The organism is Streptomyces sp. P5F9 (assembly GCF_057961495.1).
The window spans coordinates 22033-36537 of the sequence record NZ_JBXVPZ010000041.1 but is presented as its reverse complement, the minus strand read 5'-3'; the positions used below and the strand labels follow the sequence as shown (position 1 = coordinate 36537).

At 70.4% G+C, this 14505-nt stretch carries 15 protein-coding genes; 12 read left to right on the top strand and 3 right to left on the bottom strand.

All coding sequences use genetic code 11. The annotated features are described in order from the left end of the window. Nucleotides 1–449, top strand: a 449-nt coding sequence (locus AC31A1_RS10415) for an ATP-binding protein (protein WP_489652989.1), incomplete at its 5' end; no start/stop codon positions are given. Between the two features lie 6 nt (nt 450–455). On the opposite strand, the gene idi is transcribed toward AC31A1_RS10415, so the two are convergent. The 3 genes from idi to galE form a co-directional block, all read right to left on the bottom strand. Beyond that, complete coding sequence (gene idi / locus AC31A1_RS10410) at nt 456–1049, bottom strand: isopentenyl-diphosphate Delta-isomerase (protein ID WP_405975162.1); 594 nt, start codon at nt 1047–1049, stop codon at nt 456–458. Between the two features lie 228 nt (nt 1050–1277). Continuing rightward, the gene (locus tag AC31A1_RS10405; protein ID WP_489652988.1) at nt 1278–2216 is read right to left on the bottom strand and encodes a cation diffusion facilitator family transporter; all 939 of its coding nucleotides are present in this window, start codon (nt 2214–2216) and stop codon (nt 1278–1280) included. A 135-nt stretch (nt 2217–2351) separates the two neighbouring features. Continuing rightward, nucleotides 2352–3323: a UDP-glucose 4-epimerase GalE gene (galE, locus tag AC31A1_RS10400; protein ID WP_489652987.1), complete on the bottom strand. Its 972-nt coding sequence runs from the start codon at nt 3321–3323 to the stop codon at nt 2352–2354. Nucleotides 3324–3599: 276 nt separating this feature from the next. Between galE and AC31A1_RS10395 the strand changes: the two genes are divergently transcribed. From AC31A1_RS10395 to hpnE, 11 genes are all read left to right on the top strand, one after another. Beyond that, nucleotides 3600–5384, top strand: a complete 1785-nt coding sequence (locus tag AC31A1_RS10395) for a DUF5941 domain-containing protein (RefSeq protein WP_489652986.1) — start codon at nt 3600–3602, stop codon at nt 5382–5384. Next, nucleotides 5381–6133 (top strand): phosphocholine cytidylyltransferase family protein, encoded by a 753-nt coding sequence (locus AC31A1_RS10390; protein WP_489652985.1) that lies wholly within the window; start codon nt 5381–5383, stop codon nt 6131–6133. Before AC31A1_RS10395 ends, AC31A1_RS10390 begins: the two co-directional genes overlap by 4 nt. Next, nucleotides 6121–7182 (top strand): iron-containing alcohol dehydrogenase family protein, encoded by a 1062-nt coding sequence (locus AC31A1_RS10385; RefSeq protein ID WP_489652984.1) that lies wholly within the window; start codon nt 6121–6123, stop codon nt 7180–7182. Before AC31A1_RS10390 ends, AC31A1_RS10385 begins: the two co-directional genes overlap by 13 nt. Next, nucleotides 7160–7939, top strand: coding sequence for a CDP-alcohol phosphatidyltransferase family protein (locus AC31A1_RS10380; protein ID WP_078532484.1), 780 nt, complete (start codon nt 7160–7162; stop codon nt 7937–7939). Before AC31A1_RS10385 ends, AC31A1_RS10380 begins: the two co-directional genes overlap by 23 nt. Nucleotides 7940–7944: 5 nt before the next feature. After that, a complete protein-coding gene (locus AC31A1_RS10375) occupies nt 7945–8817 on the top strand; it encodes a glycosyltransferase family 2 protein (RefSeq protein WP_489652991.1) in 873 nt (290 codons plus the stop codon). Nucleotides 8818–8969: 152 nt separating this feature from the next. Continuing rightward, nucleotides 8970–9899 (top strand): ABC transporter permease, encoded by a 930-nt coding sequence (locus tag AC31A1_RS10370; RefSeq protein ID WP_489652983.1) that lies wholly within the window; start codon nt 8970–8972, stop codon nt 9897–9899. Then, complete coding sequence (locus AC31A1_RS10365) at nt 9892–10683, top strand: ABC transporter ATP-binding protein (RefSeq protein WP_328676206.1); 792 nt, start codon at nt 9892–9894, stop codon at nt 10681–10683. The genes AC31A1_RS10370 and AC31A1_RS10365 overlap by 8 nt, the downstream gene beginning before the upstream one ends. Nucleotides 10684–11069: 386 nt before the next feature. Further along, nucleotides 11070–11972 carry a squalene synthase HpnC gene (gene hpnC, locus AC31A1_RS10360; RefSeq protein WP_489652982.1) on the top strand — a complete coding sequence of 301 codons (903 nt, stop codon included), beginning with the start codon at nt 11070–11072 and terminating at the stop codon, nt 11970–11972. Continuing rightward, entirely contained in the window at nt 11969–12919 is a 951-nt protein-coding gene (gene hpnD, locus AC31A1_RS10355; RefSeq protein ID WP_489652981.1) for a presqualene diphosphate synthase HpnD, read from the top strand. The genes hpnC and hpnD overlap by 4 nt, the downstream gene beginning before the upstream one ends. Then, on the top strand, nt 12919–13059 hold the full coding sequence (locus tag AC31A1_RS10350; protein WP_489652980.1) for a DUF6380 family protein: 141 nt from the start codon (nt 12919–12921) through the stop codon (nt 13057–13059). Before hpnD ends, AC31A1_RS10350 begins: the two co-directional genes overlap by 1 nt. Beyond that, nucleotides 13056–14486, top strand: coding sequence for a hydroxysqualene dehydroxylase HpnE (gene hpnE / locus AC31A1_RS10345; protein ID WP_489652979.1), 1431 nt, complete (start codon nt 13056–13058; stop codon nt 14484–14486). The genes AC31A1_RS10350 and hpnE overlap by 4 nt, the downstream gene beginning before the upstream one ends. Nucleotides 14487–14505 lie beyond the last annotated feature (19 nt).

Sequence of the window (14505 nt, the reverse complement as noted above, 5' to 3'; positions counted from 1 at the left end):
TCCCCGCCCCGCCGGATCCGCTGCCGTACGAGGGAGTCTGGCGGTTCACCGCCTCCGCGGTCGACGCCTCCGTCCCGCAGGCGCGACACGCCGTACGGGACCTGCTCTTCCGGCAGGGTGTGCCCCTCTCGGACGAGCTGTTGCAGGGGCTGTTGCTGATCGTCTCCGAGCTGGTCACCAACGTGGTCCGGCACGCGGTGCTGCTGTCGCCGACCCTCGCCGTGGAGGTCGCCGTCGGTGCCGAGTGGGTGCGGGTGTCCGTCGAGGACAACCACCCCTACCGCCCGACCGCCCTGGTGGCAGACCACGACGAGACCGGCGGCCGGGGACTGCTCCTGGTGCGCGAGGTGACCCGGGAGGCGGGCGGTGTCTGCGATGTCGAGCACACGGCGAGCGGCGGCAAGGTGATCTGGGCCGCCCTGCCGCTCAAGCCCGCGCAGGTGCCGTAGCGCCTCTCACCAGCCCGCGGACGGGCCCGTCAGCTCCCTGACCGCCGGGCGGGCCGCGTCCAGCACCGTCATGAACCAGGACGAGAAGGTGTCCTTCGCGTGCCGTTCGTCCAGCTCGGCGGGGGTCACGAACGCGGTCGTGCCCACCTCCTCCGGGTCCGGCCGCAGCGGCGACTGCACCATGCCGACGAAGAGGTGGTTGTACTCCTGCTCGACCAGGCCCGAGTCCGGGTCCGGGTGGTTGTAGCGCACCGTGCCCGCCTCCGCGAGCAGCGACGGGGACACCCCCAGCTCCTCGTACGTCCGCCGGGCCGCCGCCGCGAAGGGCGCCTCGCCGGGGTAGGGGTGACCGCAGCAGGTGTTGGACCACACACCGGGGGAGTGGTACTTGCCCAGCGCCCGCTGCTGGAGCAGCAGCCGGCCCTGCTCGTCGAAGAGGAAGACGGAGAAGGCGCGGTGCAGCTGCCCCGGCGGCTGATGGGCGGTGAGCTTCTCGGCGGTGCCGATCGTCACGCCGCTCTCGTCGACCAGTTCGAGCAAGATCGCGTCAGCGGTGCCGTTCGACGAGTTGTGCGTCGCGGTGGCAGGTGTGGTCGGCATACCCATCCTTCACATCGGTCCTCAAGGCCAAGTCTGCCGTACGGATCCGGCACTCCCGGCAGTTCATCGTGCCCGGCGCGGCGACGGCGGAACCGTCGGGGGGTGGGGCGCGGGAGTGAGGGCCCGGGCGCGCGGCGGCGGGCCGCACGCCCTCGAAAGCGGTTGGTTTCGGTCAGCGCGGAAGCTGTACGGGGCTCATGCGTGCCTCATGCAGGCCGCATGGGAACGTCAGTGGCACAGCTTCGCCTCGTGCTCCGCGTGTCCGCGGGGCTCCAGCTGGAAGGTGCAGTGCTCCACGTCGAAGTGGTCGCCGAGGCAGCCCTGGAGTTCGTGGAGCATCTTCTCGTTGCCGATGGCGTTCAGCACGTCCGAGCGGACGACCACGTGCGCGGAGAGCACCGGCATGCCCGAGGTGATCGTCCACGCGTGCAGATCGTGGACGTCCTCGACCCCGTCCAGGGCCAGGATGTGGGCGCGGACGTCCTGCATGTCGACGTCCTTGGGGGCCGACTCCAGCAGCACGTCCAGGGTCTCGCGCAGCAGCTTCAGCGTCCGCGGCACGATCATCAGGCCGATGACGAGGGAGGCGATCGGGTCGGCCGCCTGCCAGCCCGTGGTCAGGATCACCACGGCCGAGATGATCACCGCCAGGGAGCCCAGCGCGTCCGCGGCGACCTCCAGGAACGCGCCCCGCACGTTCAGGCTGTCCTTCTGGCCGCGCACCAGCAGCGTGAGGGAGATCATGTTCGCGGCCAGGCCGATCAGGCCGAACACGATGGTCAGCCCGCCCTCGGTGTCGGCGGGCGTGACGAACCGCTGGACCGCCTCGTACAGGACGTATCCGCCGACGCCGAGCAGCAGCAGACAGTTGGCGAGCGCGGCGAGGATCTCCGCGCGGGCGTAGCCGAAGGTGCGGTTGCCGGCCGCCGGGCGGTTCGCGAAGTGGATCGCGAGCAGCGCCATGCCGAGGCCCAGCGCGTCCGTCGCCATGTGGGCCGCGTCCGCGATGAGCGCGAGGGAGTCCGCGAGCAGTCCGCCGACGACCTCGACCACCATCACGGTGATCGTGATCCCGAGCGCGATCCGCAGCCTGCCCCGGTACGCGGCCGCCGCCGTACCGGTGACGGGGGCGCCGTGCGAGTGCCCGTGGTCGTGCCCTGCCCCCATGGAATGCCGCCCTCCTGATTACCGCTCCGGATCACAGTGAACTACGGGTGGGGGGTATCGGGCAACGCGGCACTGAACACCGTTGTCATGTGCCCTGACCTGCGTAAACAAATAGCAGGTCAGGGCAGCCTAAGTTCACTGGGCATGGTGCTGGCGCCACCCTTGCCACGCCGACGCGACCATCTCCCGCACCCCACGCCGAGCCGACCACCCCAGCTCTACGGCGGCCCGCTCGGCGGAGGCGACTGCCCGCGGCGCGTCCCCGGGACGCCGTCCCTCGACGACTGCCGGCCGCCGGTCCCCGGTGACCTCGCCGATCACGGTGACCAGTTCGCGCACCGAAACCCCTTGCCCGCGGCCGATGTTGACCGTCAGGTCGCCGCTCGCGCTCCCGTCGGCCAGCCGCCGGGCCGCCGCCAGGTGGGCGTCGGCGAGATCCGCGACGTGGATGTAGTCGCGGACGCAGGTGCCGTCCGGGGTCGGATAGTCGTCGCCGAAGATCCGCGGAGCCTCGTCACGGGTGAGCCGGTCGAAGACCATGGGGACGATGTTGAAGACGCCCGTGTCGGCCAGCTCGGGCGCGGCGGCGCCCGCCACGTTGAAGTAGCGCAGGCACACCGTGTCGATGCCGTGCGCCGCGCCCGCCGCCCGGACCAGCCACTCACCGGTGAGCTTCGTCTCGCCGTACGGGTTCACCGGCGCGCACGGGGTGTCCTCGGTGATCAGGTCGACGCCCGGGTCGCCGTAGACCGCCGCCGAGGACGAGAACACGAACCGCTCGATTCCCGCGCCGGTGACCGCGTCCAGGAGGGTCGCCAGGCCGCCGACGTTCTCGCGGTAGTAGTACGTCGGCCGCGCCACGGACTCGGCGACCTGCTTGCGCGCCGCGAGATGCACGACCCCGGTCACCCCGTGCTCGGCGAACACCCGCTTCAGGAGGTCGCCGTCCAGGGAGGAGCCGTGGACGAGCGGGACGGTCGTAGGAAGGCGTGCGGGGTTTCCCGCCGAGAAGTCGTCCAGGGCGACGACATGCTCCCCGGCGTCCGTCATCGCCCGTGCCACATGCGCCCCGATGTATCCGGCTCCGCCGGTGATCAGCCATGTCATGGGCATTCACCCTATGCCGATACGGAGAGGGCCTCCGCAATGTCCCGCGATGCCCGGTCTGACGGGTGCGGTTTGTCGGGCGGGCCCCGAATCCCCGATGATGATCTCGGCGGAGGCGCCTGCAGACCGTGTTGATCAGGCCATGAACGGCCGGTGAACACGGGCTTGAGAGCATCCGATAGCCTCTGCCGACATGCCGCCCGGGTGCCACCCGAAGGGCGCCACCACCATGCACATGACCGGCGCCCGAGCGTCGGACCCAGGGAGTGAGTTCGGTTGCCGACCGCCATCCTCACCGGTCAGCCGGTCCCCGGATCGTCGATCGAGGGCGATCTGCGGTCGCTCGGCTTCGACGTCCGGACCGCCGCCGACACCACCGAGGCGGAGACGCTCCTCGCCGCGGTCCCCGGTGACCAGCGGGTCGCCGTCGTGGACGCCCGCTTCATGGGCCACCTGCACGCGCTGCGCCTCGGCCTCACCGACCCCCGCTTCCCGCTCGCCGCGGTACCGGGCGCCGTCACCGCGCAGCCGGCCGGCCGCCAGGCCCTGACCCGCGCGGTAGCCCGCGAGCACTCGGCCGGCGGCGGCACGACTCTCCTCGGCAGCCTCGCCGACCGCGTCGTCACCGCCCTCGACGCCGACGGCTGCCCCGTGCACCGCCCCGAGCTGGGCAGCCTCGTCGCCACGGTCCCCACCGACCCGCAGGCCCGCAACGAGGCACGCCAGGCCGTCGCCGCCGTCGACGACGAGGCCGTACGCCTCAAGTCGGCCGTGAAGTCCCGCGACGGCTTCTTCACCACCCACTTCATCAGCCCGTACTCCCGCTACATCGCGCGCTGGTGCGCCCGCCGCGGCCTCACCCCGAACCAGGTCACCACCGCCTCCCTGCTCACCGCGCTCATCGCGGCGGGCAGCGCGGCCACCGGCACCCGCGCCGGCTACGTCGTGGCCGGCGTACTGCTCCTCTGCTCCTTCGTCCTCGACTGCGTCGATGGACAGATCGCCCGCTACGCCCTGCAGTACTCCACGCTCGGCGCCTGGCTCGACGCCACCTTCGACCGCGCCAAGGAGTACGCCTACTACGCGGGCCTCGCGCTCGGAGCGGCCCGGGGCGGCGACGACGTATGGGCGCTCGCGCTCGGCGCGATGATCCTTCAGACCTGCCGGCACGTCGTGGACTTCTCGTTCAACGAGGCCAACCACGACGCCACCGCCAACACCAGCCCCACCGCCGCCCTCTCCGACAAGCTCGACAGCGTCGGCTGGACGGTCTGGGTGCGCCGGATGATAGTGCTGCCCATCGGCGAACGATGGGCGATGATCGCCGTCCTCACGGCCGCGACGACCCCCCGCATCACCTTCTACGTCCTCCTCGTCGGCTGCGCCTTCGCGGCGACGTACACGACGGCCGGCCGGGTGCTGCGCTCACTGACGCGGAAGGCACGGCGCACGGACCGGGCGGCACAGGCGCTGGCGGACCTCGCGGACAACGGGCCGCTCGCGTCGTTCGTGGCCCGTGTCAGCCCCGTCCGCCTGGGTGCGCCGTTCCTGATCGCACTCGCCGGTACGGCGGTTCTCGTGGCAACCCTCTTCTCCGGCGTCACCTGGGCCCCCGTGGCGGGCGCCCTCGTCTACGCGATCGCCGCCGGCCAGGCCTTGTCCCGCCCCCTGAAGGGCTCCCTCGACTGGCTGGTCCCCCCGCTCTTCCGGGCGGCGGAATACTGCACCGTCCTGATCCTCGCGGCTGAAGCGGAGGTGAACGGAGCACTTCCAACGGCTTTCGGCCTGGTGGCCGCCGTCGCCTACCATCACTACGACACGGTGTACCGCATCCGCGGCAACGCCGGGGCGTCCCCGGCCTGGCTGGTGCGCGCCATCGGGGGGCACGAAGGGCGGACGCTGCTCGTCACCGTTCTCGCCGCCGCGCTCACCGCGTCGCAGTTCACGGTCGCGCTCACGGCGGTTGCCGTGGCCGTGGCCCTGCTGGTGCTCGTCGAGAGCATCCGCTTCTGGGTGTCCGCAGGGGCGCCCGCCGTACACGATGAAGGAGAACCCGCATGATCGGCCTCGTGCTGGCGGCCGGCGCCGGACGGCGTCTGCGCCCCTACACCGACAGCCTTCCCAAGGCTCTGGTGCCGGTGGGGCCCGCGGGCATAGAGGGCGAACCCACGGTCCTGGACCTGACGCTCGGCAACTTCGCCGAGATCGGTCTGACCGAGGTCGCGATCATCGTCGGATACCGCAAGGAAGCCGTGTACGAGCGCAAGGCGGCCCTTGAGGCGAAGTACGGCCTCAAGCTCACCCTCATCGACAACGACAAGGCCGAGGAGTGGAACAACGCCTACTCCCTGTGGTGCGGACGTGACGCCCTCAAGGACGGCGTGATCCTCGCCAACGGCGACACCGTCCACCCGGTCTCCGTCGAGCACACGCTGCTCGCTGCTCGCGGCGACGGCAAGAAGATCATCCTGGCGCTGGACACCGTCAAGTCCCTTGCGGACGAGGAGATGAAGGTCGTCGTCGACCCCGCCAAGGGCATGACGAAGATCACCAAGCTGATGGACCCCGCCGAGGCCACCGGTGAGTACATCGGCGTCACCCTCATCGAGGGCGACGCCACCCCCGAACTGGCCGACGCGCTCAAGACCGTGTGGGAGACCGACCCGCAGCAGTTCTACGAGCACGGCTACCAGGAGCTCGTGAACCGCGGTTTCCGGATCGACGTGGCCCCGATCGGCGACGTCAAGTGGGTCGAGATCGACAACCACGACGATCTGGCCAAGGGGCGGGAGATCGCGTGCCTGTACTGACCCGGCTGATCCCCTCGCCCGTCGTCGTCGACATCCGCCCGGGTGCCCTCGACGACTTGGCGTGCGTGCTCGCCGACGAACGCATCTCGCACTCCGGCAAGCTCGCCATCGCCGTCAGCGGCGGCTCGGGCGCCAGGCTGCGCGAGCGGATCGCGCCGAGCCTGCCCGGCGCCACCTGGTTCGAGGTCGACGGCGGCACCATCGACGACGCGGTCCGGCTGGCGGGCGACATAAAGGGCGGCCGGTACGACGCGGTCGTGGGCCTCGGCGGCGGAAAGATCATCGACTGCGCGAAGTTCGCGGCCGCACGGGTGGGTCTTCCGCTGGTAGCGGTCGCCACCAACCTCGCGCACGACGGCCTGTGTTCACCGGTCGCGACGCTCGACAACGACGCGGGGCGCGGCTCCTACGGTGTGCCGAACCCGATCGCGGTGGTCATCGACCTCAACGTGATCCGTGAGGCCCCCGTCCGCTTCGTGCGCTCCGGCATCGGCGACGCCATCTCCAACATCTCCGCGGTCGCGGACTGGGAGCTGGCCAACCGGGTCAAGGGCGAGAAGATCGACGGTCTCGCCGCGGCCATGGCGCGGCAGGCCGGCGAGGCGGTGCTCAGGCACCCCGGTGGCGTCGGCGACGACGCCTTCCTCCAGGTCCTGGCCGAGGCACTGGTCCTCACCGGCATCGCTATGTCGGTGTCGGGCGACTCACGCCCGTCCTCCGGCGCCTGCCACGAGATCAACCACGCCTTCGACCTGCTCTTCCCCAAACGCGCGGCCGCCCACGGCGAGCAGTGCGGACTGGGCGCGGCCTTCGCGATGTACCTGCGCGGAGCCCACGAGGAATCGGCGTACATGGCCGAGGTACTGCGCCGGCACGGACTGCCCGTGCTGCCGGAGGAGATCGGCTTCACGGTGGACGAGTTCGTCCGCGCCGTGGAGTTCGCTCCGGAGACCCGCCCCGGCCGCTACACGATCCTCGAACACCTCGACCTGAAAACCGACCAGATCAAGGACATCTACGCCGACTATGTCAAGGCCATCGGTAGCTGAACTCCGTCCCGTCGTCCACCCCGCAGGGGTGAAGGACCGGCGCAGCGGTGAGCACTGGATGGGACGCCTCTATATGCGTGAGGTGTCCCTGCGGGTGGACCGCTACCTGGTGAACACCAGGGTCTCGCCCAACCAGCTCACGTATCTGATGACCGTCTTCGGCGTGCTCGCCGCCCCGGCGCTGCTGGTGCCGGGGATCACGGGCGCCGTGCTGGGCGTGGTGTGCGTCCAGATGTATCTGCTGCTGGACTGCGTCGACGGCGAGATCGCCCGCTGGCGCAAGCAGTACTCCCTCGCAGGGGTCTACCTCGACCGCGTCGGCGCCTATCTGACCGACGCCGCCGTGCTCGTCGGCTTCGGGCTGCGCGCCGCCGACCTGTGGGGCAGCGGCCGTATCGACTGGCTGTGGGCCTTCCTCGGGACGCTGGCCGCGCTCGGCGCGATCCTGATCAAGGCCGAGACCGACCTGGTCGGGGTGGCCCGCCACCAGACCGGCAAGGCACCGGTGCAGGAGTCCGCGGCCGAGATGCGCTCCTCGGGGATGGCGCTGGCCCGGCGGGCCGCCGCCGCCTTCAAGTTCCACCGGCTGATCCTCGGCATCGAGGCGTCCCTGCTGATCCTGGTCCTCGCGATCGTGGACCAGGTCCGCGGCGACCTGTTCTACTCGCGGCTGGGCGTCGCCGTACTGGCCGGCATCGCGCTGCTCCAGACCCTGCTGCACCTGGTGTCGATCCTCGCGTCGAGCAGGCTGAAGTGAGCGGCATGAAGGTCGGCGCGGTGATCATCACCATGGGCAACCGCCCCGACGAACTGCGGGCGCTGCTCGACTCGGTCGCCAAGCAGGACGGCGACCGGGTCGAAGTGGTGGTCGTCGGCAACGGCTCGCCCGTCCCGGACGTCCCCGAGGGCGTGCGGACCATAGAACTGCCCGAGAACCTCGGCATCCCCGGCGGCCGCAACATCGGTCTGGAGGCATTCGGGCCCGGCGGTCGCGATGTCGACATAGTGATGTTCCTCGACGACGACGGGCTCCTCGCCCAGCACGACACCGCCGAGCTGTGCCGGCAGGCCTTCGCCGCCGACCCCCGCCTCGGCATCATCAGCTTCCGCATCGCCGACCCGGACACCGGCGTCACCCAACGCCGGCACGTCCCCCGGCTGCGCGCCTCCGACCCGATGCGCTCCTCCCGGGTCACCACCTTCCTCGGCGGCGCCAACGCCGTCCGCACGAAGGTCTTCGCCGAGGTCGGCGCACTCCCGGACGCGTTCTTCTACGCCCACGAGGAGACCGACCTCGCCTGGCGGGCCCTCGACGCGGGCTGGATGATCGACTACCGGTCCGACATGGTGCTGTACCACCCGACGACCGCGCCCTCGCGGCACGCGGTCTACCACCGCATGGTCGCCCGCAACCGGGTCTGGCTGGCCCGCCGCAACCTCCCCGCGCCCCTCGTCCCCGTCTACCTCGGCGTGTGGCTGCTGCTCACCCTCCTGCGCCGCCCCTCGCGCCCGGCGCTTCAGGCCTGGTTCGGCGGGTTCAAGGAGGGCTGGACCACTCCGTGCGGACCGCGCCGGCCCATGCGGTGGCGTACGGTGTGGCGCCTGACCCGGCTGGGCCGTCCTCCGGTCATCTGACAAGCTCGGGGTGCGCGTCCCGCGCGCGGGACGCGCGGCCGACCCCCTCGAAACGTATCCGGCGGCGGATACGTGTCAGTTCCTGTAGCACAATTCCGTAAGACGAACGCAAGACAGTCGTAAGACGCATCCGAAAATGAAGGCATCCACCCTTGAGTGAGACAACGCATGACGGCGGAGTCGCGGTGAGCCCGCGTCCGTCGCCCGACGAAGGCCTCACGGCGGCACAACTGTCCGCCAAGTACGGGCTGACGGTGAGCGGTGCCCGCCCCGGACTCGCCGAGTACGTCCGCCAGCTCTGGGGACGCCGGCACTTCATCCTCGCCTTCTCCCAGGCGAAGCTGACGGCCCAGTACAGCCAGGCGAAGCTCGGCCAGCTCTGGCAGGTGGCCACGCCGCTGCTGAACGCGGCCGTGTACTTCTTCATCTTCGGCGTCATCCTGAAGGCCAGCCGGGGCATGTCCCGGGACGTGTACATCCCGTTCCTGGTCACGGGCGTCTTCGTGTTCACCTTCACGCAGAGCTCGATCATGGCGGGCGTCCGCGCGATCTCCGGCAACCTCGGCCTGGTGCGCGCGCTGCACTTCCCGCGCGCCTCGCTGCCGATCTCCTTCGCGCTGCAACAGCTCCAGCAGCTGCTGTTCTCGATGATCGTGCTGTTCATCATCGTCGTCGGCTTCGGCAGCTACCCGAGCCTGTCCTGGCTGCTGATCCTCCCGGTCCTGGTGCTGCAGTTCCTCTTCAACACCGGGCTCGCGCTGATCGTGGCGCGGATGGGAGCCAAGACCCCGGACCTCGCCCAGCTGATGCCGTTCATGCTGCGCACCTGGATGTACGCGTCGGGCGTCATGTTCTCCATCAGCGCGATGATGAAGGGCCGCTCCGAGGTGTTCATCCGCATCCTGCAGGTGAATCCGGCCGCCATCTACATGGACCTGATGCGCTACGCGCTCATCGACGGCTACGGCTCCTCGAACCTGCCGCCGCACGTGTGGGCCATCGCCACCTTCTGGGCCGTGGTCCTGTTCGCCGGCGGCTTCGTGTACTTCTGGCAGGCGGAGGAGAGGTACGGCCGTGGCTGAGCAGAACGTCGAGCGGACCCCCCAGGATCTGGTCCCCACCGTCATCGCGGACGAGCTGCACATCGTCTACCGCGTGCACGGCGCCAAGACCGGCAAGGGCAGCGCCACCTCCGCCCTCAGCCGCATAGTCAAGCGCGGCGAGGAGCGCGGGGTGCGCAAGGTGCACGCCGTCAAGGGCGTCTCCTTCGTCGCCTACCGCGGCGAGGCCGTCGGCCTCATCGGCTCGAACGGCTCCGGCAAGTCGACCCTGCTGCGGGCCATCGCGGGCCTGCTCCCGGCCGAGAAGGGCCGGGTCTACACCAATGGCCAGCCCTCGCTGCTGGGCGTGAACGCGGCCCTGATGAACGACCTCACCGGCGAGCGGAACGTCATCCTCGGCGGGCTCGCCATGGGCATGTCCCGCGAGCAGGTCAGGGAGCGCTACCAGGAGATCGTCGACTTCTCCGGCATCAACGAGAAGGGCGACTTCATCACCCTCCCGATGCGCACCTACTCCTCCGGCATGGCGGCCCGGCTGCGCTTCTCCATCGCGGCGGCGAAGGACCACGACGTCCTGATGATCGACGAGGCGCTGGCCACCGGCGACCGCAAGTTCCAGGTCCGCTCGGAGGAGCGCATCCGCGAGCTGCGCAAGTCCGCGGGCACGGTGTTTCTCGTCAGTCACAACAACAAGTCGATCCGCGACACCTGCGACCGGGTGCTGTGGCTGGAACGCGGCGAACTCCGGATGGACGGCCCGACCGACGAGGTCCTCAAGGAGTACGAGAAGTTCACGGGCAAGTAGTCCACTCGCATAGGGGCGCAAAAGCCCAGAACGCTTCACTGAGCCCTGCCGGAACTGCTCCGGCGGGGCTCCGCGTCTGCAAAGGAAACGTCAACTCGGCCCGGCCCAAGGAATCTTGACGCCAATCGGTGTGTTGTTGTGATGTGCAGGACACCCCGAGGAAGCTCGCTGCGTTGTACAACGTAAGCTGTACCGGTGCCGAATAGCGGCAAGTGGGGCGATAATGCGCGACACCCTTCTGCGGGTATCTGTGCGGACGACTGGGCGGCGTGTCCGAAATAGTGTGTATTGGGTCGGCAGTGTAGAACGGGAGATGTGACGGCAATGGCTACGGAAACTCCCCAGCTCACCGAAGCATGCGCCGTCCCCGCCTCTGGCAGTGAGCGATGACGGGAACCGGCTCGGCCGGCGCCGGTGATCCGGAGCGCGGCACACTCGACAAGGCCGCGGGTGAGAACTTCCCCGTGGCGCCTTTCTTCCTGCCCAGGGCCTGGCGCACCGATCTCATGGCGGTGTACGGATTCGCCCGCCTCGTCGACGACATCGGCGACGGCGATCTGGCCCCCGGCGGCGCCGATGCCCGCCTCCTCGGCGTGTCGCCCGCGGACGCCGAGGACCGCCTGCTCCTCCTCGACGCCTTCGAGGCCGATCTGCACCGCGTCTTCGACGGCACCCCGGGCCACCCCCTGCTGCGCCGCCTCCAGCCGACCGTCCGCCGATGCGGGCTGACCCCCGAGCCCTTCCTCGGCCTGATCGCCGCGAACCGCCAGGACCAGCTCGTCACGCGCTACGAGACCTACGACGATCTCGTCGCCTACTGCGAACTGTCCGCCAACCCGGTCGGCCGCCTGGTCCTCGGCGTCACCGGCACCGAGACCCCCGAGCGGGTCCGGCTGTCCGACGCGATCTGTACCGCACTCCAGATCGTCGAACACCTGCAGGACGTGGCCGAGGACCTCGGCCACGACCGCATCTACCTGCCCGCCCAGGACATGAAGCGCTTTCACGTCCAGGAAGCGGATCTCGCCACGCCCTCCGCGGGCGCATCGGTGCGCGCACTGGTTGCATACGAAGCAGAACGCGCCCGCGATCTCCTGAATGAAGGCGCCCCCCTGGTGGGTAGCGTCCACGGCAGACTGAAGCTGCTGCTCGCGGGGTTCGTGGCGGGGGGAAGGGCGGCGATCCGAGCGATCGTCGCCGCTGAATACGACGTACTTCCCGGCCCGCCCAAACCCGGCAAGATCCAGTTGCTGCGTGAGGTGGGCGTGACTCTGCGAGGAGAGGGGTGATCCGCAGCGTGGAGTCTGCACCGCACATGTCCGCACCGGTACTCGCCGCCTACAGCTACTGCGAGGCCGTCACCGGTCAGCAGGCACGTAACTTCGCGTACGGCATCAGACTGCTGCCGACGCCCAAGCGCCGCGCGATGTCGGCGCTGTACGCGTTCTCCCGGCGCGTCGACGACATCGGCGACGGCACGCTGCCGACCGACGTGAAGTCGGCACGCCTGGAGGACACCCGGGCGCTGCTCACCCGGATCCGCGAGGGCAAGGTCGAGGAGGACGACACCGACCCGGTCGCGGTCGCCCTCGCGCACACGGCCGAGGCCTTCCCGGTCCCGCTCGACGGCCTGGACGAGCTCATCGACGGGGTCCTGCTGGACGTCCGCGGCGAGACCTACGAGACCTGGGACGACCTGAAGGTCTACTGCCGGTGTGTCGCGGGTGCGATCGGGCGGCTCTCGCTCGGCGTGTTCGGCACCGAGCCGGGCGCGCGCGGCGTGGAACGTGCCTCGGAGTACGCCGACACGCTGGGGCTCGCGCTCCAGCTCACCAACATCCTCAGAGACGTCCGCGAGGACGCCGAGAACGGCCGTACCTATCTGCCCGCCGACGACCTCGCGAAATTCGGCTGCTCGGCCGGGTTCGCCGGGCCGACGCCGCCGGAGGGCTCCGACTTCGCGGGTCTCGTGCACTTCGAGGTGCGCCGGGCCCGCACTCTTTTCGCCGAGGGCTACCGGCTGCTCCCCATGCTCGACCGCCGCAGCGGCGCCTGCGTCGCCGCCATGGCCGGCATCTACCGCCGCCTGCTGGACCGCATCGAGCGCGAGCCGGAGGCCGTCCTGCGCGGCCGCGTCTCCCTGCCCGGCCGTGAGAAGGCCTACGTCGCCGTGCGCGGCCTGTCCGGTCTGGACGCCCGGCACGTCACGCGGCGGACCCTCAGGAGGCGCACCTGATGGACAAAGTGGGCCAAGGTGACGCCACCGGAGAAATGCGGCACGCAACCCTCCGGTGCGAAGCGGCGTCCCTGACTGCAACGGTCCGCCGTGGCTGGTTCGAGCGCCGCGGCAGGCGCGCAGGGGGGAGTGCACGATGAGCGACGGGATGCGGCCCGACGGGCTGCCCGCCGAGCCCGCGACAGCACCGGCCGGACGGCATGCCGTCGTGATCGGTGGTGGCCTCGCCGGCATCACCACCGCGCTCGCCCTCGCCGACGCCGGCGTCCGCGTCACCCTGCTCGAAGGCCGCCCGCGCCTGGGTGGACTCGCCTTCTCCTTCCAGCGCGGCGACCTCACCGTCGACAACGGCCAGCACGTGTATCTGCGCTGCTGCACCGCCTACCGCTGGTTCCTCGACCGCATCGACGGCGCGGCGCTGGCTCCGCTGCAGGATCGTCTCGACGTGCCCGTACTCGACGTCGACCGCCCCGAGGGTCGCCGTCTCGGCAGGCTGCGGCGCGACGCGCTGCCCGTGCCCCTGCATCTGGGGCGCAGCCTCGCGACGTACCCGCATCTTTCGTTCGCGGAGCGCGCCAGAGTAGGGCGTGCCGCGCTCGCGCTCAAAGGGCTCGACCTCGCCGATCCGGCCCTGGACGCGCAGAACTTCGGCGACTGGTTGACCGCGCACGGTCAGTCGGCGCGTGCCGTCGAGGCACTGTGGGACCTGGTCGGGGTCGCCACCCTCAACGCGGTCGCGGGCGACTCCTCGCTCGCTCTCGCCGCGATGGTGTTCAAGACCGGTCTGCTGTCCGACCCGGGCGCGGCCGACATCGGCTGGGCACACGTCCCGCTGGGCGAACTGCACGACCGGCTCGCCCGCAAGGCGCTCGACTCCGCGGGCGTGCGCACCGAAGTCCGTACACGCGTCACCTCCATCTCTACTGACGAGAACGGGCGTTGGAACGTCCAGGTTCCCGGCGAGACCCTGGAAGCCGACGCCGTCGTCCTCGCCGTACCCCAGCGCGAGGCCCACGACCTGCTGCCCGACGGCGCCCTCGACGACCCCGGGCGACTGCTCGCGATCGACACCGCGCCGATCCTCAACGTCCATGTCGTCTACGACCGCAAGGTGCTCGCCCGACCGTTCTTCGCGGCGCTGGGCACCCCGGTGCAGTGGGTGTTCGACCGGACCGACGCGTCCGGGCTGAAGGACGGCCAGTACCTGGCGCTGTCCCAGTCCGCCGTGCACGACGAGATCGACGCGCCCGTGGCCGAGCTGCGGGAGCGCTACCTGCCCGAGCTGGAGCGGCTGCTGCCCGGTGCGCGCGGCGCCGAGGTGAAGGACTTCTTCGTGACCAGGGAGCGTACGGCGACGTTCGCTCCCGCCCCAGGCGTCGGACGGCTGCGGCCCGGCGCCCGCACCAAGGCCCCCGGCCTGTACCTGGCCGGAGCGTGGACCGCCACAGGGTGGCCCGCGACCATGGAGAGTGCGGTCCGCAGTGGGGTGAGCGCGGCGGACGCCGCACTCGCCGCCCTGGGCCGGCCCCGCCCCCGTCACCTCTTCGAAGTCGAGGAGGCGGCGTGATGCTCGATCAGCAGGCGGC